The organism is Streptomyces sp. NBC_01166 (genome assembly GCF_045039765.1).
Taxonomy (GTDB): Bacteria; Actinomycetota; Actinomycetes; order Streptomycetales; family Streptomycetaceae; genus Streptomyces.
This window is the reverse complement of sequence record NZ_CP108613.1, coordinates 1,949,885-1,972,598: the sequence shown is the minus strand read 5'-3', so window position 1 is coordinate 1,972,598 and position 22,714 is coordinate 1,949,885. Positions and strand designations below refer to the sequence as shown.

Annotated in this window: 15 protein-coding genes, 2 rRNA genes and 1 pseudogene; 13 read left to right on the top strand and 5 right to left on the bottom strand. The window is 70.1% G+C overall.

Going from position 1 to position 22,714, the window contains the following annotated elements:
- The first annotated feature begins 200 nt into the window (after positions 1–200).
- The 4 genes and pseudogenes from OG379_RS09085 to OG379_RS09070 all read left to right on the top strand — a co-directional run bounded on the left by OG379_RS09085 (position 201) and on the right by OG379_RS09070 (position 6,100).
- Positions 201–3,326 (top strand): 23S ribosomal RNA (locus tag OG379_RS09085).
- A 128-nt stretch (positions 3,327–3,454) separates the two neighbouring features.
- Positions 3,455–3,571, top strand: a 5S ribosomal RNA gene (rrf, locus tag OG379_RS09080).
- Between the two features lie 411 nt (positions 3,572–3,982).
- Positions 3,983–4,918: pseudogene (locus OG379_RS09075) on the top strand (hypothetical protein); the annotation flags it as partial.
- A gap of 456 nt (positions 4,919–5,374) precedes the next feature.
- Complete coding sequence (locus tag OG379_RS09070) at positions 5,375–6,100, top strand: hypothetical protein (RefSeq protein WP_393758382.1); 726 nt, start codon at positions 5,375–5,377, stop codon at positions 6,098–6,100.
- 71 nt (positions 6,101–6,171) lie between these two features.
- Here OG379_RS09070 and OG379_RS09065 read toward each other — a convergent pair whose 3' ends face one another.
- On the bottom strand, positions 6,172–7,449 hold the full coding sequence (locus tag OG379_RS09065) for a DUF1015 family protein (protein WP_405661045.1): 1,278 nt from the start codon (positions 7,447–7,449) through the stop codon (positions 6,172–6,174).
- A gap of 72 nt (positions 7,450–7,521) precedes the next feature.
- Between OG379_RS09065 and OG379_RS09060 the strand changes: the two genes are divergently transcribed.
- From OG379_RS09060 to OG379_RS09045, 4 genes are all read left to right on the top strand, one after another.
- Positions 7,522–8,550: an HAD hydrolase-like protein gene (locus OG379_RS09060; protein WP_405661043.1), complete on the top strand. Its 1,029-nt coding sequence runs from the start codon at positions 7,522–7,524 to the stop codon at positions 8,548–8,550.
- 144 nt (positions 8,551–8,694) lie between these two features.
- On the top strand, positions 8,695–9,756 hold the full coding sequence (locus tag OG379_RS09055; protein ID WP_393757846.1) for a FecCD family ABC transporter permease: 1,062 nt from the start codon (positions 8,695–8,697) through the stop codon (positions 9,754–9,756).
- Positions 9,753–10,811, top strand: a complete 1,059-nt coding sequence (locus OG379_RS09050; protein WP_405661041.1) for a FecCD family ABC transporter permease — start codon at positions 9,753–9,755, stop codon at positions 10,809–10,811. Before OG379_RS09055 ends, OG379_RS09050 begins: the two co-directional genes overlap by 4 nt.
- Positions 10,812–10,867: 56 nt before the next feature.
- Positions 10,868–11,671 carry an ABC transporter ATP-binding protein gene (locus OG379_RS09045; RefSeq protein ID WP_405661039.1) on the top strand — a complete coding sequence of 268 codons (804 nt, stop codon included), beginning with the start codon at positions 10,868–10,870 and terminating at the stop codon, positions 11,669–11,671.
- A gap of 12 nt (positions 11,672–11,683) precedes the next feature.
- On the opposite strand, the gene OG379_RS09040 is transcribed toward OG379_RS09045, so the two are convergent.
- Positions 11,684–12,031 carry an SCP2 sterol-binding domain-containing protein gene (locus OG379_RS09040; protein ID WP_405661038.1) on the bottom strand — a complete coding sequence of 116 codons (348 nt, stop codon included), beginning with the start codon at positions 12,029–12,031 and terminating at the stop codon, positions 11,684–11,686.
- A 42-nt stretch (positions 12,032–12,073) separates the two neighbouring features.
- Here OG379_RS09040 and OG379_RS09035 point away from each other — a divergent pair, with 42 nt between their 5' ends.
- From OG379_RS09035 to OG379_RS09015, 5 genes are all read left to right on the top strand, one after another.
- Positions 12,074–12,379: a hypothetical protein gene (locus tag OG379_RS09035; RefSeq protein WP_405661036.1), complete on the top strand. Its 306-nt coding sequence runs from the start codon at positions 12,074–12,076 to the stop codon at positions 12,377–12,379.
- A 7-nt stretch (positions 12,380–12,386) separates the two neighbouring features.
- Positions 12,387–13,202: a TlyA family RNA methyltransferase gene (locus OG379_RS09030; protein ID WP_362941686.1), complete on the top strand. Its 816-nt coding sequence runs from the start codon at positions 12,387–12,389 to the stop codon at positions 13,200–13,202.
- On the top strand, positions 13,199–14,122 hold the full coding sequence (locus OG379_RS09025; RefSeq protein ID WP_393757857.1) for an NAD kinase: 924 nt from the start codon (positions 13,199–13,201) through the stop codon (positions 14,120–14,122). The genes OG379_RS09030 and OG379_RS09025 overlap by 4 nt, the downstream gene beginning before the upstream one ends.
- A gap of 83 nt (positions 14,123–14,205) precedes the next feature.
- Positions 14,206–15,951 carry a DNA repair protein RecN gene (gene recN, locus OG379_RS09020; RefSeq protein ID WP_405661033.1) on the top strand — a complete coding sequence of 582 codons (1,746 nt, stop codon included), beginning with the start codon at positions 14,206–14,208 and terminating at the stop codon, positions 15,949–15,951.
- A 175-nt stretch (positions 15,952–16,126) separates the two neighbouring features.
- Positions 16,127–17,206: a glycosyltransferase family 4 protein gene (locus OG379_RS09015; RefSeq protein ID WP_405661031.1), complete on the top strand. Its 1,080-nt coding sequence runs from the start codon at positions 16,127–16,129 to the stop codon at positions 17,204–17,206.
- A 4-nt stretch (positions 17,207–17,210) separates the two neighbouring features.
- On the opposite strand, the gene OG379_RS09010 is transcribed toward OG379_RS09015, so the two are convergent.
- The 3 genes from OG379_RS09010 to OG379_RS09000 all read right to left on the bottom strand — a co-directional run bounded on the left by OG379_RS09010 (position 17,211) and on the right by OG379_RS09000 (position 22,329).
- A complete protein-coding gene (locus OG379_RS09010; protein WP_405661028.1) occupies positions 17,211–18,833 on the bottom strand; it encodes a PucR family transcriptional regulator in 1,623 nt (540 codons plus the stop codon).
- Between the two features lie 107 nt (positions 18,834–18,940).
- On the bottom strand, positions 18,941–20,338 hold the full coding sequence (locus OG379_RS09005) for an FAD-binding oxidoreductase (RefSeq protein WP_405661025.1): 1,398 nt from the start codon (positions 20,336–20,338) through the stop codon (positions 18,941–18,943).
- A 188-nt stretch (positions 20,339–20,526) separates the two neighbouring features.
- Positions 20,527–22,329 (bottom strand): glycoside hydrolase family 15 protein, encoded by a 1,803-nt coding sequence (locus OG379_RS09000; RefSeq protein WP_405668455.1) that lies wholly within the window; start codon positions 22,327–22,329, stop codon positions 20,527–20,529.
- Between the last annotated feature and the right edge of the window lie 385 nt (positions 22,330–22,714).

Genomic DNA, 22,714 nt, shown 5'->3' with positions numbered 1-22,714 from the left:
AGCACGGTTTCGTTAGTACTGCTTCGGCGTGGAAAACGGGAACGGGTTGATCGGGTCGGGCACGCTGTTGGGTATCTGAAGGTACGGGCTCGTTTGAGTCTGTCCCTTTGGTTGCCGGCCCCAGTGAACTCGCCTGTAAGGGTGGGGTGATGGGTGGCTGGTCGTTGTTTGAGAACTGCACAGTGGACGCGAGCATCTGTGGCCAAGTTTTTAAGGGCGCACGGTGGATGCCTTGGCACCAGGAACCGATGAAGGACGTGGGAGGCCACGATAGTCCCCGGGGAGCTGTCAACCAAGCTTTGATCCGGGGGTTTCCGAATGGGGAAACCCGGCAGTCGTCATGGGCTGTCACCCGCTGCTGAACACATAGGCAGTGTGGAGGGAACGAGGGGAAGTGAAACATCTCAGTACCCTCAGGAAGAGAAAACAACCGTGATTCCGGGAGTAGTGGCGAGCGAAACTGGATGAGGCCAAACCGTATGCGTGTGATACCCGGCAGGGGTTGCGCATACGGGGTTGTGGGATCTCTTTTTCACAGTCTGCCGGCTGTGAGGCGAGTCAGAAACCGTTGATGTAGGCGAAGGACATGCGAAAGGTCCGGCGTAGAGGGTAAGACCCCCGTAGCTGAAACATCAACGGCTCGTTTAAGAGACACCCAAGTAGCACGGGGCCCGAGAAATCCCGTGTGAATCTGGCGGGACCACCCGCTAAGCCTAAATATTCCCTGGTGACCGATAGCGGATAGTACCGTGAGGGAATGGTGAAAAGTACCGCGGGAGCGGAGTGAAATAGTACCTGAAACCGTGTGCCTACAAGCCGTGGGAGCGTCGCTGTATGTGCTTGCACATGCAGTCGTGACTGCGTGCCTTTTGAAGAATGAGCCTGCGAGTTAGCGGTGTGTAGCGAGGTTAACCCGTGTGGGGAAGCCGTAGCGAAAGCGAGTCCGAATAGGGCGATTGAGTTGCACGCTCTAGACCCGAAGCGGAGTGATCTAGCCATGGGCAGGTTGAAGCGGAGGTAAGACTTCGTGGAGGACCGAACCCACCAGGGTTGAAAACCTGGGGGATGACCTGTGGTTAGGGGTGAAAGGCCAATCAAACTCCGTGATAGCTGGTTCTCCCCGAAATGCATTTAGGTGCAGCGTCGTGTGTTTCTTGCCGGAGGTAGAGCACTGGATAGGCGATGGGCCCTACCGGGTTACTGACCTTAGCCAAACTCCGAATGCCGGTAAGTGAGAGCACGGCAGTGAGACTGTGGGGGATAAGCTCCATGGTCGAGAGGGAAACAGCCCAGAGCATCGACTAAGGCCCCTAAGCGTACGCTAAGTGGGAAAGGATGTGGAGTCGCAGAGACAACCAGGAGGTTGGCTTAGAAGCAGCCACCCTTGAAAGAGTGCGTAATAGCTCACTGGTCAAGTGATTCCGCGCCGACAATGTAGCGGGGCTCAAGCGTACCGCCGAAGTCGTGTCATTCACACATATAGGGCCAACGCCTGTGTGGATGGGTAGGGGAGCGTCGTGTGCCGGGTGAAGCAGCCGCGGAAGCGAGTTGTGGACGGTTCACGAGTGAGAATGCAGGCATGAGTAGCGATACACACGTGAGAAACGTGTGCGCCGATTGACTAAGGGTTCCTGGGTCAAGCTGATCTGCCCAGGGTAAGTCGGGACCTAAGGCGAGGCCGACAGGCGTAGTCGATGGACAACCGGTTGATATTCCGGTACCCGCTTTGAAACGCCCAATACTGAATCAGGCGATGCTAAGTCCGTGAAGCCGGCCCGATCTCTTCGGAGTTGAGGGTAGTGGTGGAGCCGACGAACCAGACTTGTACTAGGTAAGCGATGGGGTGACGCAGGAAGGTAGTCCAACCCGGGCGATGGTTGTTCCCGGGGTAAGGGTGTAGGCCGTGTGGTAGGTAAATCCGTCACACATTAAGGCTGAGACCTGATGCCGAGCCGATTGTGGTGAAGTGGATGATCCTATGCTGTCGAGAAAAGCCTCTAGCGAGTTTCATGGCGGCCCGTACCCTAAACCGACTCAGGTAGTCAGGTAGAGAATACCGAGGCGTTCGGGTGAACTATGGTTAAGGAACTCGGCAAAATGCCCCCGTAACTTCGGGAGAAGGGGGGCCATCACTGGTGATCCGATTTACTCGGTGAGCTGGGGGTGGCCGCAGAGACCAGCGAGAAGCGACTGTTTACTAAAAACACAGGTCCGTGCGAAGCCGTAAGGCGATGTATACGGACTGACGCCTGCCCGGTGCTGGAACGTTAAGGGGACCGGTTAGTGCACTTTCGGGTGTGCGAAGCTGAGAACTTAAGCGCCAGTAAACGGCGGTGGTAACTATAACCATCCTAAGGTAGCGAAATTCCTTGTCGGGTAAGTTCCGACCTGCACGAATGGCGTAACGACTTCTCGACTGTCTCAACCATAGGCCCGGTGAAATTGCACTACGAGTAAAGATGCTCGTTTCGCGCAGCAGGACGGAAAGACCCCGGGACCTTTACTATAGTTTGATATTGGTGTTCGGTTCGGCTTGTGTAGGATAGGTGGGAGACTTTGAAGCGGCCACGCCAGTGGTTGTGGAGTCGTCGTTGAAATACCACTCTGGTCGTGCTGGATGTCTAACCTGGGTCCGTGATCCGGATCAGGGACAGTGTCTGATGGGTAGTTTAACTGGGGCGGTTGCCTCCTAAAGAGTAACGGAGGCGCCCAAAGGTTCCCTCAGCCTGGTTGGCAATCAGGTGTTGAGTGTAAGTGCACAAGGGAGCTTGACTGTGAGACCGACGGGTCGAGCAGGGACGAAAGTCGGGACTAGTGATCCGGCAGTGGCTTGTGGAAGCGCTGTCGCTCAACGGATAAAAGGTACCCCGGGGATAACAGGCTGATCTTCCCCAAGAGTCCATATCGACGGGATGGTTTGGCACCTCGATGTCGGCTCGTCGCATCCTGGGGCTGGAGTCGGTCCCAAGGGTTGGGCTGTTCGCCCATTAAAGCGGTACGCGAGCTGGGTTTAGAACGTCGTGAGACAGTTCGGTCCCTATCCGCTGTGCGCGTAGGAATATTGAGAAGGGCTGTCCCTAGTACGAGAGGACCGGGACGGACGAACCTCTGGTGTGCCAGTTGTCCTGCCAAGGGCATGGCTGGTTGGCTACGTTCGGAAAGGATAACCGCTGAAAGCATCTAAGCGGGAAGCCTGCTTCGAGATGAGTATTCCCACCACCTTGAGTGGTTAAGGCTCCCAGTAGACGACTGGGTTGATAGGCCAGATGTGGAAGCCCGGTAACGGGTGGAGCTGACTGGTACTAATAGGCCGAGGGCTTGTCCTCAGTTGCTCGCGTCCACTGTGTTGTTCCCAGGCCACGAACTGTCGTGCTGGTTGAACAACTACTTAAACTGAAAAGTGTGCTTGTTCGCTAAGTGCCGATACTCCGCATTGCGGAGTGGCCGATAGTGTTTCGGTGGTCATTGCGTTAGGGAAACGCCCGGTTACATTCCGAACCCGGAAGCTAAGCCTTTCAGCGCCGATGGTACTGCAGGGGGGACCCTGTGGGAGAGTAGGACGCCGCCGAACAATCTTTCAGGACCCTTGGTCCCAGCGTTCATGCTGGGGCCAGGGGTCCTTTTTGTTTTGCCGAAGCGCGTCGGATGGTCGGCTGCGCGAGAATGTCTGTGGTACCCGATGACAGGAGTCACCCCCATGTCCACCAACTCTTCCGACGACCGTCCGGAGCGCGAGCCGCGTCGCCGGGACGGCGGTGACAGGGGCGGCTTCCGAGGCGGCCGCGACGACCGGTCCGGCGCGCCTCGACGTGACACCAACGACCGTTCCAGCGGACCCCGCCGCGACGACAGCCGTGGTGGCAGCACCGGTGGTGGTTTCCGTCGTGACGACCGGGCTCCGCGTCGTGATGACCGTCCCAGCAGCGGCCCCCGTCGTGACGACAACCGTGGTGGTAACACCGGTGGTGGCTTCCGTCGTGACGACCGGGCTCCGCGTCGTGATGACGAGCGTGGTGGGTACCGCGGTGGTCAGCGTGATGACCGCGGCGGTCGCCCCAGCGGTGGCTTCGAGCGTCGCGACGACCGGGCTCCGCGTCGTGACGACCGGCCCAGCAGCGGCCCCCGTCGTGACGACAGCCGTGGTGGTAGCACCGGTGGTGGCTTCCGTCGTGACGACAGCCGTGGTGGTAGCACCGGTGGTGGCTTCCGTCGTGACGACAGCCGTGGTGGTAGCACCGGTGGTGGCTTCCGTCGTGACGACAGCCGTGGTGGGTACCGCGGTGGTCAGCGTGATGACCGCGGTGGCCGTCCCAGTGGTGGTTTCGAGCGTCGTGACGACCGGCCCAGCAGCGGCCCCCGTCGTGACGACAGCCGTGGTGGCAGCGCCGGTGGGGGTTTCCGTCGTGATGACCGGGGTGGTCGCCCCAGTGGTGGTTTTGAGCGTCGCGATGACCGCGGTGGCCGTCCCAGCGGGGGTTTCGAGCGTCGTGACGACCGCGCTCCGCGTCGTGACGACAGCCGTGGTGGCAGCGCCGGTGGGGGTTTCCGTCGTGATGACCGCGGTGGCCGTCCCAGTGGTGGCTTCGAGCGTCGTGACGACCGGGCTCCGCGTCGTGATGACGAGCGTGGTGGGTACCGCGGTGGTCAGCGTGATGACCGTGGTGGCCGTCCCAGCGGTGGTTTCGAGCGCCGTGACGACCGTCCCAGCAGCGGCCCCCGTCGCGACGACAACCGAGGCGGCGGCGCCGGCGGCGGCTTCCGCCGTGACGACCGGGCTCCGCGTCGTGATGACGAGCGTGGTGGGTACCGCGGTGGTCAGCGTGATGACCGTGGTGGCCGTCCCAGCGGTGGTTTCGAGCGCCGTGACGACCGTCCCAGCAGCGGCCCCCGTCGCGACGACAACCGAGGCGGCGGCGCCGGCGGCGGCTTCCGCCGTGACGACCGGGCTCCGCGTCGTGATGACGAGCGTGGTGGGTACCGCGGTGGTCAGCGTGATGACCGCGGTGGCCGTCCCAGCGGTGGTTTCGAGCGCCGTGATGACCGTGGTGGCCGTCCCAGCGGTGGTTTCGAGCGCCGTGACGACCGTCCCAGCAGCGGCCCCCGTCGCGACGACAGCCGAGGCGCCGGCGGCGGCTTCCGCCGCGACGACCGTGGTGGTCGTGACGACAGGAGCCGTGACAGGGATCGTCGTGCGCCCCGCGACCGCGACAACGACCGCGGTGGCTACCAGGGCCGCGACGACCGCGACCGTGAGCCGATCAAGCGGCTTCCCATCCCGGACGACGTCACCGGCCACGAGATCGACAAGGATGTCCGGCAGGAGCTGTACAGTCTGCCGAAGACCCTGGCCGAGGACGTTGCACGGAACCTCGTGATGGTGGCCCGCCTCCTCGACGAGGACCCGGAGCAGGCCTACGCATACTCGCGTATCGCACTGCGTCTGGCCTCGCGCGTCGCAGCGGTGCGTGAGGCTGCCGGCTTCGCCGCGTACGCGACGCAGAGGTATGCGGAGGCGCTGGCCGAGTTCAGGGCATCCCGTCGCATGACCGGCTCCGTGGACCTGTGGCCCGTCATGGCCGACTGCGAGCGTGGACTCGGCAGGCCCGAGCGGGCGATGGACATGGCCGGTGGGCCCGAGGTCCATAAGCTGGACAAGGCCGGCCAGGTCGAGATGCGCTTGGTCGCCGCCGGAGCCCGCAGGGACATGGGCCAGATCGACGCGGCAATCGTCACGCTGCAGGGCCCCGAGCTCGCCTCCAGCGCCGTCCACTCGTGGACCCCGCGCCTGCGGTACGCGTATGCGGACGCGCTCCTGGAAGCAGGGCGCGAGGACGAGGCACGTGAGTGGTTCGGCAAGGCCCTCGAGGCGGACAAGGACGGCGCGACCGATGCGTCGGACCGGCTCGCCGCGCTCGACGGTGTGGAGTTCGTCGACGCCATGGGTGAGGACGACGAGCACCCGGCCGTGGTCGAGGCCGAGGCGCCGGGCGCCGAGGACCAGGACGACGAGGACGACGGCGTGGAGGAGTACTACGACGACGACGACGAGGAAATCGAAGAAGTCGAGGACGACGACGCGGAAGGCTCTGCGAAGGCGTAAGCGCTGAAGGGCTGACAGAAGAGGGCGGCACCCGTCAGGGGTGCCGCCCTCTTCTGTTTGCTGCCCGTTCCTCAGTCCGTGTCGAGAGTGCGCAGGACGAGTCCCGTGGCCGGCTTGGGGCCGAACGAGGTCGACTTACGGGGCATGGTGACGCCCTGTCTGGCCAGGTCCCGGACGACGTCCTCGCGGACCGGGTGCATCAGCACTGCCGTGGCATTGTGCCGCTCTGCCTGCTCGACGGCCGCCGCGGTGTCGTGGATGTACGCGATGTGCTCCGGGGCGTCGGGAATCCTCCAGACGTGGTCCAGGAGCGTGGAGTGCAGCACGGTCGCATCCAGTGCGCGCCAGGCCGCCGGCTGGTCGGCACGAACCGTGCGGGTGAGGAGATCTCCGTCCGGCCGGTCGACGAGGTGGAAACTGCCGTCGCCCGCGAGCAGAAAGGCGTTGCCCTCCGCGGCGGCCTCGGTGAGTGCGTCGAGGGCCCGGGAGAGCGGTCCCTCGATCTCCCTGACCCGGAAGCTGCCCAGGGCCTCGATGGCCTCGGCGACCGGAAGGCGGTGCAGCAGCCGGTGGATGGCGCGAACCCGCAGCGGATAGCGGGCGGTGTCGACGAGCAGGACGAGACCGAAGTCCCAGGGGCCGGGGGCGGACTGTTCCCGCTGGAGCCGCAGGTAGGTGGCCCAGCGGTGGTGGCCGTCGGCGATCAGTGCCTGGCGGTGGGAGAGATCCGACTCGATCTCCGCCTGCTCCGCAGGGTCGGAGACGGCCCAGAGACGGTGACCGAAACCGTCCTCGGTCGTCGTGGTGAGGAGCGGCAGACGCTCCACCACCCGCTCGATGACGGCCGTCGTGCCGCTCGGCCCGCCGTCTCCCGCGTAGCTGAGGAGCAGGGGTTCGAGGTGGGCGGCCGTGGCGCGCATCAGATCGGCGCGGTCCTCCACGACATCGGCCATGACGTCCTCGTGCGGCAGCACCACACCCTCCGACGCGGGGGAGAGGGCCAGGGCCCCGATCACTCCGCGCTGGAGGATGTCGCCGGCCCGCTGTTCGTAGACGTAGAGCACGGGCACCGGGTCCGGGGCGAGGACGCCCTCCGCCAGCCAGCGCTTCAGGGTGTCGGCGGCCTGCCGGTGGCGTGCGGCGGCCGTGCCGGCCTGCGGGAGGATCAGCCGGACGATGTTGTGCGGGTCCGCGGACTCCAGGTGGTGCAGTCCGTCGGGCCGGACGACGACGTCGTACGGAGGTGAGGTCACCGCCGCGAGGCTGCCGACCCGTTCGGGGACGTAGCGCAGTCCACGGAAGGGGACCAGCCGCAGTCCCTCGCCGGCAGCGGGCCCGGATGTGTTCATTCGGGCATCGTATGTGCGCTCCCGCGATGCGCGATGATCGGGGGAGAAGCATGGAAAGAGGAGCGTACGCATATGAGTCAGCAGTACAGGTCCCGGCCGCTCGGAAGCGGTGTGGCGCTGAGTGAGGCGTACGACACGGCCCTGCTCGATCTCGACGGGGTGGTGTACGCGGGCGGGCATGCGATCGTCCACGCCGTGGAGTCGCTGGGCAGTGCGCGCGCGGGCGGCATGCATCTCGCGTACGTGACGAACAACGCGCTGCGGACGCCGGACGCCGTGGCGGAGCACCTGACGGAGCTCGGGGTGCCGGCCGATGCCGCCGATGTGATCACGTCGGCGCAGGCGGTGGCCCGGCTGATGGCCGATCAGCTGCCGTCCGGGGCGAAGGTGCTCGTGGTCGGCGGCGAGGGGCTGCGGGTCGCGCTGCGCGAGCGCGGCCTGGTGCCGGTGGAGTCGGCGGACGACGAACCCGTCGCAGTGGCGCAGGGGTTCGGCGGGCCGGATCTGGCATGGGGCCGCTTCTCCGAGGCGGCGTACGCGATCTCGCGCGGGGCCGTGTGGTTCGCGTCCAACACGGACCTGACGATCCCCGGCGCCCGGGGTATCGCCCCGGGCAACGGCGCGGCGGTCGAGGTCGTACGGATCGCGACCGGCGCCGAGCCGCAGGTCGCGGGCAAGCCGCTGCCGCCGATGCACCGCGAGACCGTGCTGCGGACCGGGGCGAAGCGGCCGCTGGTCGTCGGGGACCGGCTGGACACGGACATCGAGGGCGCGTTCAACGGCGGCGTGGACTCGCTGCTCGTCCTCACCGGGGTGACCGACGCGGCGCAGCTGATCGCGGCCGAACCCAAGTACCGCCCGACCTATGTGGACCGGGACCTGCGGGGCCTGCTCACCGGGCAGCCCGAGGTGTCGGAGGAGGACGGCGGGTTCCGCTGCGGCGGCTGGACGGCCGTGGTGCGCGGGGACGCGCTCGTGCTGGAAGGTGACGGCGACGCGATCGACGGGCTGCGGGCCCTGTGCGGAGCGGCGTGGACGCATGCCGGGGACGGCTCGTGCGGGCTGGACGCGGGGAAGGCCGTGGCCAGGCTCGGGCTGTAGCGGTGAGGGGCCCGTCAGGTCCGCTCCACGGAGCGGTGGACGTCCTGGTCGGCCCGCTCCACGGAGCGGAGCCGACGGCCGGGGCAGTGGATGCCTCCGGTTCCCCGTGGTGGCCGGAACCGGAGGGTAGGCTACCCTAACCCGGTGTTGGTCGAGAGCCCTTCTGAAACGAACGCCGGTCCCGCGGCAGCGCCGGACGAGCCCGCGCGCACCGGGCGCCACGCGGTACGAGCCGTGGGGCTGCTGGTCGCCGTAGGCGTACTGGTGCTGGTGTGCCTCGCGAGTATCGCGATCGGTGCCAAGGCCCTGCCCCTCTCCGAGGTGTGGCACGGGCTGTTCCACTACTCGGGCACCAACGGCGATGTCCTCGTACGGGATGTGCGGGTCCCGCGCACCGTGCTGGGGCTGATCGTCGGGGCCGCCCTGGGGCTGGCCGGCGCCGTGATGCAGGCGCTGACCCGCAACCCGCTCGCCGAGCCCGGTCTGCTGGGTGTCAACGCGGGTGCGGCGGCGGCAGTCGTCTCCGCCATCACCTTCCTCGGCGTCACCTCGCTCACCGGATACGTCTGGTTCGCGTTCGGCGGCGCCGCGATCGTCTCCGTCGCGGTGTACGTGCTCGGCGGCAGCCGGTCCGCGAACCCCGTACGGCTGGCGCTCGCCGGCACGGCGGTCACCGCGGCGCTCTTCGGCTACGTCAACGCCGTACAGCTGCTGGACTCGGCAGCCCTGGACCGGCTGCGCTTCTGGACCGTGGGATCGCTGGCCTCCGCGAACCCGGAGACCGTCAGCAAGGTGTGGCCGTTCATCGCCCTCGGCGTGCTGCTCGCCCTCTTCATCGCACGGCCGCTCAACGCGCTGGAGATGGGCGACGACACGGCCAGGGCGCTCGGCGCACATCTGACCCGTACACGCGTCCTCGCGATGGTGGCCGTCACCCTGCTCTGCGGGGCGGCGACCGCCGCGTGCGGGCCGATCGTCTTCATCGGGCTGATGATCCCGCACCTGGTCCGCACCATCACCGGCCCGGACATGCGGTGGATCCTGCCCTACGCGGCCGTCCTAGCGCCCGTGCTGCTGCTCGGCGCCGACGTGGTGGGCAGGGTCGCCGCCCGCCCCGCCGAGCTCCAGGTCGGCATCGTCACCGCGCTGCTGGGCGGGCCCGTCTTCATCCATCTCGTACGTCGTAAGAGGATGGCCCAGCTGTGAAGGCCGCACAGGACACCACGAAGACCGTCCATGCCGTACGGACGGCCGGCGGGCTCTCCTTCCGTGTGGACGCACGGGCGTTCGCCGTGATCGCGCTGCTCGTCGCGGCGGCGGCCTTCGCCGCCGTGGTGCTGATCGGCAGCGGCGACTACTCCATGTCGCCCGGTCAGGTCGTCACCACGCTGTTCGGCAACGGCACCTTCCAGCAGGAGTTCATCGTCACGGAACTGCGGCTGCCGAGGGTCCTCGTCGGGCTGCTCGTCGGCGCCGCGCTCGGTGTCGGGGGCGCCGTCTTCCAGAGCGTCTCGCGCAATCCGCTCGGCAGCCCGGACGTCCTCGGTTTCGGCCAGGGTGCCGCGGTCGGGGCCCTCACCATGATCGTGCTCTTCCACGGCGGACCCACCGAGGTCGCGGCGGGCGCCGTCGGCGGCGGCCTGCTGACGGGCGTCGCCGTCTATCTGCTGGCCTGGAAACGCGGGGTGCACGGCTACCGGCTCGTCCTGGTCGGCATCGGAGCCGCCGCGATGCTCACCGCCGCGATCCACTACCTGATCACCAAGGCCAACCTCGTCGACGCCACCCGCGCCGTCGTCTGGATGACCGGTTCGCTGGACGGGCGGGACTGGGCGCAGGTCTGGCCGCTCCTCGCGGTCTGCTGCGTCCTGATCCCCCTGGTCCTCGGCCACGGGCGGGCGCTGCGCATGATCGAGATGGGCGACGACGCCGCCCACTCCCTGGGCGTACGGGTGGAACGCACCCGGCTCGTCCTGCTGGGCTGCGCCGTGCTGCTCGTCGCCGTCGCCACCGCCGCCGCGGGGCCCATCGTCTTCGTCTCGCTCAGCGCCCCGCAGGTCGCCCGCCGCCTCACCCGCGCACCCGGCCCCAACCTGGCCGCCGCGGCCGCCACGGGAGCGGCCCTGCTCCTCGTAGCCGACTGGACCGCCATGAACGCCTTCGGGGACCGCCAGCTCCCGGTGGGCGTCGTCACCGGCGTGCTCGGCGGCTGCTACCTGCTGTGGCTCCTCGTGTCCGAGCGCAGGGCGGGCCGCATATGAAGCCGGGCGGGCCGGACCCCTCGCAGACCAACCCCACCGACTCCGGGAGTACGACCATGCAGCGCCTCACCGCGGACTCTGTGACCCTCGGCTACGACCAGCGGGTCATCGCGGAGAACCTCTCGGTCGCGATCCCCGACAATTCCTTCACGGTCATCGTCGGCCCCAACGCGTGCGGCAAGTCGACCCTGCTGCGCGCCCTCTCCCGGATGCTGAAGCCGAACGCCGGGGACGTCCTGCTGGACGGGCAGTCCATCCACCGGATGCCCGCGAAGAAGGTCGCCAGGACGCTCGGCCTGCTTCCCCAGTCCTCCATAGCCCCGGACGGCATCACCGTCGCCGACCTCGTCTCACGCGGCCGCTACCCCCACCAGGGGCTGCTGCGCCAGTGGTCACCCGAGGACGAGCGGATCGTGAAGGAGTCCATGGAGTCGACCGGTGTCGGCGAGCTCGCCGACCGATACGTCGACGAACTCTCCGGCGGCCAGCGCCAGCGGGTCTGGATCGCCATGGCCCTCGCCCAGCAGACCCCGCTCCTGCTGCTGGACGAGCCGACGACGTATCTCGACATCCAGCACCAGATCGACGTGCTCGACCTGTGCGCGGAGCTCCACGAGACGCAGGGCCGCACCCTCGTCGCCGTGCTGCACGACCTCAATCACGCCGCCCGGTACGCCACCCACCTCATCGCGATGCGCGAGGGCGCGGTCATCGCCGAGGGCGCGCCCGGTGACGTCGTCACCGCGCAGCTCGTGGAGGAGGTCTTCGGGATGCGGTGCCAGGTCATCGACGACCCGGAGACGGGAACGCCGCTCGTCGTCCCCGCTGCCCGCAGGAAGCGCACGGCGGCCCCCGTCTGAGGCCGCCGCCGGTCACAGCAGCGACTTGAGCTTCAGCAGATCGCGGAAGCCGGCCTCCAGCCGCACCCGGCCGGAGGCCCAGGCCTTCGCGAAGTTCAGCTCGCCGTCGACCATGGCCACCAGGTCGTCCCCGGTCATGGCGAGCCGGATCTCGGCCTTCTCCCGGGGCGGGCCGTCGTACGTGTCCAGCACCCGGATCCGGCCGTTCACCAGCCGTCCGGTGAACGTCACGTCGAGATCCCTGATGTGGCAGCTCAGCGAGCGGTCGAGGTCGGCGGCGCCGCGGACGTCGCCGTCCGCCCCCGCCAGATTGTCGGAAAGTGTGTCGAGTGCGCTGCGGCACTCCGCCATGGTCGCCATCGTCACCGACGGTACACCGGCCCTTCGGGGTAGCGTTCCCGCATGAGCGACTGGATGCCGGGGCCGGACACGGCGCAGCAGGGTGAGGCGGCCGCGGCGCCTCCCGCCGCGCCTCCCGCGCCCTCCTTCGACCCCGCCCCGCCCGCACCCCTCGGCGTGGCACGCACCCCCACGGGGCACGCAGGTGTGGATGCCCGGCTGGAGCGGCTGGCCGACGCCGACCACCTCGCGGCGGACGGCCACACCGAGGTGTACGAGGATGTACACCGTGGGCTGCGTGACGAACTCACCGCGCTGGACGCACGGCCCGCACCCGCACCGACGCCCGCGCACGACAACAGGAGCTGAACCGAACGTGGCAGGAGTGGCACGTCGCCGCCTCGACGCCGAGCTGGTACGCCGCAAGCTCGCCCGCTCGCGCGAGCACGCGAGCCAGCTGATCGCAGCGGGGCGGGTGACCGTCGGCGGGAACACCGCGACCAAGCCGGCCACCCAGGTCGAGACCAGCGCCGCCGTCGTCGTCGTCAAGGACGACAGCGACCCCGAGTACGTCTCGCGCGGCGGGCACAAACTCGCGGGCGCCCTCGCCGCCTTCGAGCCCCGGGGCCTGAAGGTCGAAGGCCGGCGGGCACTGGACGCCGGGGCCTCGACCGGAGGCTTCACCGATGTGCTGCTCCGGGCCGGCGCCGGACACGTCGTGGCGGTGGACGTCGGCTACGGGCAGCTCGCCTGGTCCCTGCAGTCCGATGAACGCGTCACCGTCAAGGACCGTACGAACGTACGCGAGTTGACGGTGGAGCAGATCGACGGGAAGCCGGTGGACCTGGTGGTGGGAGACCTCTCGTTCATCCCGCTCGGCCTCGTGCTGCCCGCACTCGCGCGCTGCGCCGCCCCCGACGCCGACCTGGTGCTGATGGTCAAGCCGCAGTTCGAGGTGGGCAAGGAGCGCCTCGGCAGCGGCGGTGTGGTCCGCAGCCCCGAGCTGCGGGCCGAAGCCGTACGGGAAGTGGCACGACGGGCCGGTCTGCTCGGCCTCGGAGTCCTGGGGGTCACGGCGAGCCCGCTGCCCGGCCCGTCGGGAAACGTCGAGTATTTTCTGTGGCTGCGGGCCGGCGCACCTGAGCTGGATCCCGCGGACGTCGACCGCGCAGTGGCGGAGGGGCCCCGTTGACAACGCAAGCGGCACAACCAGGGAACGCGGAACGCATCGTCTTCCTGCTGGCGCACACCGGCCGCCCGGCCGCGATCCGCAGCGCCGAGCTCGTCGTCCAGGGGCTGCTCCGCAACGGCCTCGGCGTCCGGGTGCTGGCCGTGGAGGCACAGGACCTGCCGCTTCCCCCGTCCGTGGTCACGGTCACCGACGCGACGCCCGCGGCCGTGGACGGCTGCGAACTCCTGATCGTGCTCGGCGGCGACGGGACGCTGCTGCGCGGGGCCGAGATCTCCCGCGCCTCCGGTGTGCCGATGCTCGGGGTCAACCTCGGACGGGTCGGCTTCCTCGCCGAGGCCGAGCGTGACGACCTGGACCAGGTCGTCGACCGCGTCGTCACCCGGGCGTACCAGGTCGAGGAGCGGATGACGCTCGACGTCATCGTGCACAGCAACGGCGACGTCGTGCACACCGACTGGGCGCTCAACGAGGCCGCCGTCCAGAAGGTCTCGCCCGAGCGGATGCTCGAAGTGGTCCTGGAGATCGACGGCCGTCCGGTGACCGGCTTCGGATGCGACGGGATCGTCTGCGCCACCCCGACCGGATCGACCGCCTACGCCTTCTCGGCGGGCGGACCCGTCGTCTGGCCGGAGGTCGAGGCACTGCTCATGGTGCCGATCAGCGCCCACGCCCTGTTCGCGAAGCCGCTGGTGACCTCGCCCGACTCGGTGCTGGCGGTAGAGGTCCAGCCGCACACCCCGCACGGGGTGCTGTGGTGCGACGGCCGCCGGACCGTCGAGCTGCCCGCGGGGGCCAGGGTGGAGGTGCGGCGCGGCGCGGTGCCCGTACGGCTCGCGCGGCTGCACCAGGCATCGTTCACCGACCGTCTGGTGGCCAAGTTCGCGCTGCCCGTACAGGGCTGGCGGGGCGCTCCGCACTGATTTCCCGGACCGCTGCTCACACCCGCGTGAGTGAATCCTTCACCGGGGCCCGTCGCACACCGGGCTCCGGACCTCGTAAGGTCATGTCCGTGTTGGAGGAGATGCGGATACGGTCGCTCGGAGTCATCGACGACGCGGTGGTGGAGCTGTCACCCGGTTTCACCGCGGTGACGGGCGAGACCGGCGCGGGCAAGACCATGGTCGTCACCAGCCTCGGGCTGCTGCTCGGCGGGCGCGCCGACCCCGCCCTCGTGCGGGTCGGCGCCAAGGCCGCGGTCGTCGAGGGGCGGATCACGGTGTCCCGGGGCGACGCGGCGGCGGTGCGCGCCGAGGAGGCCGGGGGCGAGATCGAGGACGGTGCGCTGATCATCAGCCGTACCGTTTCGGCGGAAGGGCGCTCCCGGGCCCATCTCGGGGGCAGATCCGTGCCCGTGGGGCTGCTCGCCGAGCTCGCCGACGAACTCGTCGCCGTGCACGGCCAGACCGACCAGCAGGGCCTGCTCAAGCCCGCACGGCAGCGCCAGGCGCTCGACCGGTACGCCGGGGGCGGTGTCGAGGGCCCGCACACCAAGTACGCGGCGGCCTACCGGCGGCTCCGCGCGGTCGTCACCGAGCTCGACGAGCTGACCACCCGGGCCAGGGAACGCGCCCAGGAGGCGGATCTGCTGCGCTTCGGCCTCGACGAGGTCGCCGCCGTGGAGCCGCTGCCCGGCGAGGACACCGAACTCGCCGCGGAAGCCGAGCGGCTCGGCCACGCCGAGGCACTCGCCTCCGCGGCCGCCCTCGCCCACGCGGCGCTCGCGGGGAATCCGGAGGACCCGGAAGGCGTGGACGCCACCACGGTGGTGGCGGCCGCCGGACAGTCCTTGGACGCCGTACGGGCCCACGACCCCGCGCTGGCCGCGCTCGCCGACCGGATCGGCGAGATCTCGATCCTGCTCGCCGACGTGGCCGGGGAGCTCGCCGGATACGCCGACCAGCTCGACGCCGACCCGCTGCGGCTCGCCGCCGTGGAGGAACGGCGTGCCGCGCTCACCGCGCTCACCCGCAAGTACGGCCAGGACATCACCTCCGTGCTCGCCTGGGCCGAGGACGGTGCCTCCAGGCTGACCGAACTCGAGGGCGACGACGACCGGATCGGTGAGCTGACGGCGGAGCGCGACGCGCTGCGTGTCGAGCTCTCCGCCCTCGGCCAGGAGCTGACCGACGCGCGGACCGAGGCGGCGGCACGCTTCGCCGAGGCCGTCACCGAGGAGCTGGCGTCGCTCGCGATGCCGCACGCCCGGGTCTCCTTCGCCATCAGGCAGACCGAGGCACCGGACGAGGAGTCCGGCATCGACATCGGCGGCCGCAGCGTGCTCTACGGGCCCTCCGGCGCCGACGAGGTGGAGCTCCTGCTGGCGCCGCACCCCGGCGCCCAGCCCCGGCCGATCGCCAAGGGCGCATCCGGCGGTGAGCTGTCCCGGGTGATGCTCGCCGTGGAGGTGGTCTTCGCGGGCTCCGACCCCGTGCCGACGTACCTCTTCGACGAGGTCGACGCGGGCGTCGGCGGCAAGGCGGCCGTCGAGGTCGGCCGGCGGCTGGCGAAGCTCGCCAGGTCCGCGCAGGTCGTCGTGGTCACCCACCTGCCGCAGGTGGCCGCCTTCGCCGACCGGCAGCTCCTGGTCGAGAAGACCGTGGACGGATCGGTGACCAGGAGCGGCGTCACGGTCCTCGAAGGTGAGGACCGGGTGCGGGAACTCTCCCGGATGCTCGCCGGGCAGGAGGACTCCGAGACCGCCCGGGCACACGCCGAGGAACTGCTGGAGACCGCGCGAGCGGACGGATAGCGGCCCACAGGCGTCAGTCTCGTGCCGCCCGCCTCACTCGTACGGGTGGGGCGGGCCGCCCGGCCGTCGACGCGACGACGGGAACAACGTTTCGTCAGTCCCGGAACGTGCGTACGGACTGGCATCCTTGGCGCTGTACTTTCCACCGACTCGGGATCCCCGGGAGCCAATCAACGTGTCACAGCTGCGTACGGTCCAAGTCCTGGGCGGCGGTGCCGGAAGCAGCGCTCATGTCAGCTCGCTCGCCGCAGGTCTGGTCGCCAGAGGCGTGCAGGTCACCGTCTGCGCCCCGGCCGGCTCAGGCCGTGCCCACGGCCTCCCCGCGACGGGCGCCCGCTTCGTCGCGGTGCCCCGGCGCAGCGACCCCGCGGCCGTCGCCGCCCTCCGCACCGCCTGCACCGGGGCGGACATCGTCCACGCCCACGGGCTGCACGCCGCCGTACGCGCCGGGATCGCCCTCAGCGGCCGGGGCATCCCCCTGGTCGTGACCTGGCACACGCGCACCCACGCCGACGGGACCCGCGGCAGGCTGCTGCGGCTGCTGGAGCGGAGGGCCGCACGCGCGGCCGCCGTCGTCCTGGGCACCTCTTGGGAGCTGGTCGACCGGGCCCGCCGCCGAGGAGCCAGGGACGCCAGGCTCGCACCGGCAGCGATCCCCGCGAGCCGCTTCGCGGATGCCCCCGACGACGGCAAGACGCGCGCCGAACTGGGAGCGGTCGGAAGGCCGTTGCTGGTCTCGGTGGCACAGCACGACCAGGAGACACTGCTGGACGCGGCGCGCGGGTGGAGCGCCCTGGACCCCGTGCCGCTGCTTGCCGTCGCGGGGGAGGGGCCCAGGGCCGGCGCCCTCCGGCGGCGGATCGCGGCGGAGGGGCTGCCCGTCGTCCTCAGCGGCGGCTCGGACGGCATCGGTGAACTCCTCGCCGCCGCCGACATCGCCGTACTGTCCGGCCGCGGGGAGGGTGGGCCACTGCTCGCCCAGGAGGCCCTGCGGCTCGGCGTCCCGCTGGTCGCGGCCCGGGCCGACGGACTGCCCGAACTCGTCGGCGAAGCAGCGGAGCTGGTCCCTCCCGGGGACGCCGAAGCGCTGTCCGGAGCCGTCGTACGGCTCCTCGGCGACCCCGGGCGACGGGAGCGGCTCGCCGACTCGGGGCGCGCACAGGCCGCGAGCTGGCCGACCGAGGACGACACGGTCGCCCATGTGCTCTCCGTCTACGACGAGTTGGCGCAGCCCCTGGCGGCCGCCCGCGGCTGACCTGTCAGAGGGTGTGGCGGCGGGCGCGCAGGGCCAGGCTCATGGCGAGCACCGCCTGAGGGTCGTCCAGGTCCGTACCGAGCAGCTCGCCGATGCGGGCCAGCCGGTTGTAGAGCGTCTGCCGGTTCAGATGCAGTTCGCGCGCGGCCTCCGCCTTGCGGCCCGCATGGGCGAGGTACGCCTCCAGAGTGGGCAGCAGGGCGGGACGCGACGTCCTGTCGTGTTCGCGCAGCGGCCCGATCGCCCGGTCCACGAAGGACGCCAGATCCGGATGGTCCCGCAGCCGCCACAGCAGCAGATCGATGTCCAGGCTGCGCGCGTCGTACCAGGGGCGCTCCCCGAGCCCCTGCGCGGCCGTCGCCGCCTCCGCCGCGTGCCGCAGCCCCGCGCCCGCCGCCGCCCAGCCGCCCGCGGCCCCGACCACCACGACGACCGGCGTACGGTCACCGGCCCGCTCCAGGCCGGCCCGCCCCGCCCCGGCCCGCAGCGCGGCCGCCACCCGGTCGCCGAGCGCCGCACGGGTGGTCCCCGGGCGCAGCGCCAGCAGCAGCGGGACCCTGCCCTCCACCGGACGCACCCCCACCAGCAGCGGCGAGCCCACCGCCGCGAGCTCCTCCGTCACGGCCCGGGCCAGCAGCGCCCAGCTGCCCGACGGGGCCGACTCGGGCGCGAGCCTCATCACCACCGGCAGCAGCGGATCCCCGCCGGGCCGGAAGCCCAGCACACCGGCCTGCGCGGGAGCGTCCTCGGGAGCGATCCGCCCCTCGGCGAGATCCGTGAGGAAGTCGCCGCGCCCCCGCGCCGCCACCTCGTCCTCCTGGCGGGCCTGCATCAGCACGACCGCCAGGATGCCCGCCGCCCGCTCGGCCGCCATCCGGTGCACCGTCACCAGCGGGCCCGACACCGGGAGCAGCACCAGGCGGGCCCGTACGGAACCGGCCCCGAGGCCGCCTCCCGGCACCTCCACCAGGAGCGCGCCGGCCGGTGGCGCCTCACGGGCCGCCCGGTCCCCGCGCAGCCCCTCCCAGACCTGCAGCGGATCGGCGCCCACCGGCCCGGCCCCCGCGGCGAACAGCAACCGGCCGTCCGGAGTCTCCAGGAAGACCGGGTTCGCGGCGAAGTCCGCCAGGATCCCCAGGACCTGCGGCACCCCGCCGCCGCCGAGCACCGCCTGTGTGCACCGCCGGTGGACCTCCTCCGCCCGCTGGAGCAGGGCGTAGTGGCCGTTGACGATCTCGGTGTGGATCTCCTCGGTCACCGCCACGAACGGCACCTCGCGGTGCAGCTGCACGAGCGGCAGCCCCGCCGTCCTCGCGGCCTCCACGATCGCCGTCGGCAGCCGCTCGAAACGCGGCCCGAGCTCCACGACCAGCGCGGCGATACCGCGGTCGGCCAGCTTGCGGACGTAGGCGCGCTGGTCGGCGGGCCGTGAACCGAGGCCGAGACCCGTGGAGAGCAGCAGCTCCCCGCCCTTGAGGAGCGCGGGGATGTTCGGCGCCTCCCCGGCGTGAACCCAGCGCACCGTGCGGTCCAGCCGGTCCGCGCAGGCCAGCACCTCCGGCAGTCCGGCGCGCAGCCCCGGCAGCTCCAGGGCCCGCCGCACGGTGATCCCGCCCTCTGTCTCCACCGGCTCCGGCCTCGTGCTTCCGTATCGTGCGCGTGCGCGCTCGTGCTCCGTCCACGAGGGGCGGGAACGCCCCCGGTCAGGAAGTTACCGGCCGCCGGCCCGGCGCGTCACACCGCGGCCACGGCCGGCCTGACGTTGTGGTTCAGATGGAACACGTTGTCCGGGTCGTAGCGTGCCTTTACACGGGAGAGCCGCTCGTAGGCGTGCTCCCCGAAGCCCGCGACGACCCGCTCCTGGCCCTCACGCCCGATGAAGTTCAGATAGACCGCGCCGCTCGCCCACGGCATGACCGCCCCGCGCACCCGGCGCACCCACTCCTTGCTCTGCTCGTCGTCCGCCTCGCTCTCCCAGACGCCGAACGGATGCACCGCCCACGGGGAGGAGCGCCAGGGCAGGGGGTAGTCGGCGGGTCCCCGGGCCACCGCGCCGCCCATCGGGAACAGCACATGCTGCGAACCGGAGGGGACGGGCATCGTGGCGGCACCGGCGCAGAAGGCGGCCGTGGCCTCGTCGGGGAAGCCGTCCAGATACTCCGCCGACCAGTAGTTCCGCATGCCGGGCGGGTCGTCGAGCATGCACTGCAGGTCCGCGTAGTCGATCGCGTCGATCACCTCGGCCTCGCGCTCCAGCGCCAGCAGGGGCGCCGCGACCTCGCGCAGCTCCGCCTCCGTGCCGGCGCAGGTGACCAGGACCGCGCACACGAGGTGGCCCACCAGGCCCTCGGGCACCCACTCCTCGGGCGGCCCGGTGATGTAGATACAGGCACCGCCCGCCGCGTCCGGGGCGGACTCCATCACGTCCCGGAACGTACGGACCGCTTCCGGGCCGTTCTCGGGGCGGAGGAGGAGCAGCGCCATGCTCATCGCCGGCAGGTCGTGGAGCCGCAGCGTCAGGGAGGTGACCACACCGAAATTGCCGCCGCCGCCGTGCAGGGCCCAGAACAGTTCCGGGTTCTCCTGCGCGCTCGCGTGTACGGAGCCGCCGTCGGCCGTGACCACCTCGGCGGCCAGCAGATTGTCACAGGCCAGCCCGAAAGCGCGCTCCAGCCACCCCGAACCGCCGCCCAGCGTGAAGCCGCCGACGCCGGTGGTGGAGACCCGCCCGCCCGTGGTCGCCAGGGCGTACGGCTGGGTGGCCCGGTCCAGGTCGCTCATGGTGGCTCCGCCGCCGACGCGGGCCGAGTGGGCGTCCCGGTCGACCTCCACCGCGCGCATCCGGCGCAGGTCGATCACCAGACCGCCCTCGCTCAGGGCCATGCCCGCCACGCTGTGACCGCCCCCGCGCACGGCGACCTCCAGGCCCTCCTCGCGTGCGAAGCGGAGAGCCCGCGCGACATCCGCCTCGGAGGCGCACTGGGCCACCACCGCGGGTCTGCGGTCGATCATGCTGTTGAAGACGGTCCGCGCCTCGTCGTAGCCCGGGTCGCCGGGGACATGGATCCCGCCGGCGAAACCGGAGCGGAGACCGGCCGGAGCGGAGGCCGTCGCAGGGGTGCGGGGCGTCATGGCGTGCCCCCTTCGCAAGGCGTGACAGGGCCCTTCCATCGTAGGTCCGGCCGCGGAAGTCGGCCGTCCCACAGGCCCCGTCACCCCTCAGGTCAGAGGCATGAGCCCCGCTCACCTGCCGTATCCGACGCGGTTACGACATCTCCGCGCGGAGTCCGGCACGGGGAACGGGATCCCGCACCCCCGGATCAGCCGACGTACGCCCCGCTGGCCGTCAGCCGCAGCGCCGTGTCGATCAGCGGCACATGGCTGAACGCCTGCGGGAAGTTGCCCACCTGGCGCTGGAGCCCGGAGTCCCACTCCTCGGCCAGCAGGCCCAGGTCGTTGCGGAGGGACAGCAGCTTCTCGAAGAGCCGGCGGGCCTCGTCGACCCGGCCGATCATCGCCAGGTCGTCCGCCAGCCAGAACGAGCAGGCCAGGAACGCGCCCTCGTCGCCCTCGAGGCCGTCGACGCCCGCGTCGTCCCCCTCCGTGGGGTAGCGCAGGACGAAGCCGTCCTCCGTGGACAGCTCCCGCTGGATCGCCTCGATCGTGCCGATGACGCGCTTGTCGTCGGGCGGCAGGAAGCCCATCTGCGGAATCAGCAGCAGGGACGCGTCCAGCTCCTGCGAGCCGTACGACTGGGTGAAGGTGTTGCGCTCCTTGTCGTAGCCCCGCTCGCAGACATCGCGGTGGATGTCGTCGCGCAGCTGGAGCCACCGCTCCAGCGGCCCCTCCGCGTCCCCGGCCTCGATGAGCTTGATCGTGCGGTCGACGGCGACCCAGGCCATCACCTTGGAGTGCACGAAGTGGCGGCGCGGCCCGCGCACCTCCCAGATGCCCTCGTCCGGCTCGTCCCAGTGCTTCTCCAGATAGCTGATCAGCTTGAGCTGGAGGCCCATGGCGTAGTCGTTGCGGGTCAGCCCCGTCATGTGCGCCAGGTGCAGCGCCTCGGTGACCTCGCCGTACACATCGAGCTGCAGCTGGTTCGCCGCTCCGTTGCCGACCCGGACCGGGCCGGAGTTCTCGTATCCGGGCAGCCAGTCCAGCTCCGCCTCGCCGAGCTCACGCTCACCCGCGATGCCGTACATGATCTGCAGGTTCTCCGGGTCGCCCGCGACGGCCCGCAGCAGCCACTCGCGCCAGGCGCGGGCCTCCTCGCGGTACCCCGTGCGCAGCAGGGACGAGAGCGTGATCGCCGCGTCCCGCAGCCAGGTGTAGCGGTAGTCCCAGTTACGGGAGCCGCCGATGTCCTCCGGCAGGGAGGTGGTCGGCGCGGCCACGATGCCGCCGGTGGGGGCGTAGGTGAGCGCCTTCAGGGTGATCAGCGAGCGGACGACGGCCTCCCGGTAGGGGCCGTGGTACGTGCACTGTTCGACCCACTCGCGCCAGAAGTTCTCCGTCGCCTCCAGGGAGGCCTCCGGCTCCGGCACGCTCGGCGGCTCGTGGTGCGAGGGCTGCCAGCTGATGGTGAACGCGAGCCGGTCGCCGGGGGCCACGGTGAAGTCGGAGTACGTCGTCAGATTCTGGCCGTACGTCTCCGCGTCCGTGTCCAGCCACACCGAGTCGGGCCCCGCGACGGCGACCGTACGGCTGTCGACCTTGTGCACCCAGGGGGTGACCCGTCCGTAGCTGAAACGCATCCGCAGCTCGGAGCGCATCGGCACCCGGCCGCTCACGCCCTCCACGATGCGGATCAGCTGGGGGGCACCGTCACGCGGCGGCATGAAATCGGTCACGCGGACCGTGCCGCGTGGGGTGTCCCACTCCGATTCCAGGATGAGCGAGTCGCCGCGGTACCGGCGGCGGTCCGCCGCCGGCGGCTCCGCCCCCTCCGGGCGGGCGGGTCCAAGCCGCCAGAAGCCGTTCTCCTCGGTACCGAGAAGTCCGGCGAAAATCGCGTGTGAGTCGAAGCGGGGCAGGCACAGCCAGTCCGCTGTGCCGTCCCGGCAGACCAGGGCTGCGGTCTGCATGTCTCCGATGAGTGCGTAATCCTCGATGCGCCCGGCCACGTGCGTCTCCAGTCGAACGGCCATGTCGCCCCGAAGGGCGCTTACTGCTGGTCAAGGGGTCGTTGTAATAGAACCGACGAGCTCTTGCACGGGTGAGCGGGCTGGGGTGGAGCCGCTGGGCCGGCCAACTCGGCAGCGAGTGTCCGAGCAGGATACGACGCACCTGGGGGTTCCGCGCGACTGTCCAGCAGTTGTCCGTCGCCTGTCACGGGCGAATGGGTGGGACCTGAAACGGACGTGGTGATCTTGTGCCCACGCGGGAGGGGCATGGCCGGAAGCGGCCTCCCCTCGTCGCTGTTACCCTGGTAGCCCGTGGACCGGTGGTCGTCCCGACAGTGGACGAGGCCCCCGAACCGCAGCGACGGCGCCTGAAGAAAATCTTCGT

Excerpts from the sequence above, each read along its gene's own strand:
- OG379_RS09070 (WP_393758382.1), top strand. The coding sequence starts at position 5,375 with ATGGTGGCCCGCCTCCTCGACGAGGACCCGGAGCAGGCCTACGCATAC.
- OG379_RS09065 (WP_405661045.1), bottom strand. The coding sequence starts at position 7,449 with ATGAACACATCCGGGCCCGCTGCCGGCGAGGGACTGCGGCTGGTCCCC.
- OG379_RS09060 (WP_405661043.1), top strand. The coding sequence starts at position 7,522 with ATGAGTCAGCAGTACAGGTCCCGGCCGCTCGGAAGCGGTGTGGCGCTG.
- OG379_RS09045 (WP_405661039.1), top strand. The coding sequence starts at position 10,868 with ATGCAGCGCCTCACCGCGGACTCTGTGACCCTCGGCTACGACCAGCGG.
- OG379_RS09040 (WP_405661038.1), bottom strand. The coding sequence starts at position 12,031 with ATGGCGACCATGGCGGAGTGCCGCAGCGCACTCGACACACTTTCCGAC.
- OG379_RS09035 (WP_405661036.1), top strand. The coding sequence starts at position 12,074 with ATGAGCGACTGGATGCCGGGGCCGGACACGGCGCAGCAGGGTGAGGCG.
- recN (WP_405661033.1), top strand. The coding sequence starts at position 14,206 with ATGTCCGTGTTGGAGGAGATGCGGATACGGTCGCTCGGAGTCATCGAC.
- OG379_RS09005 (WP_405661025.1), bottom strand. The coding sequence starts at position 20,338 with ATGACGCCCCGCACCCCTGCGACGGCCTCCGCTCCGGCCGGTCTCCGC.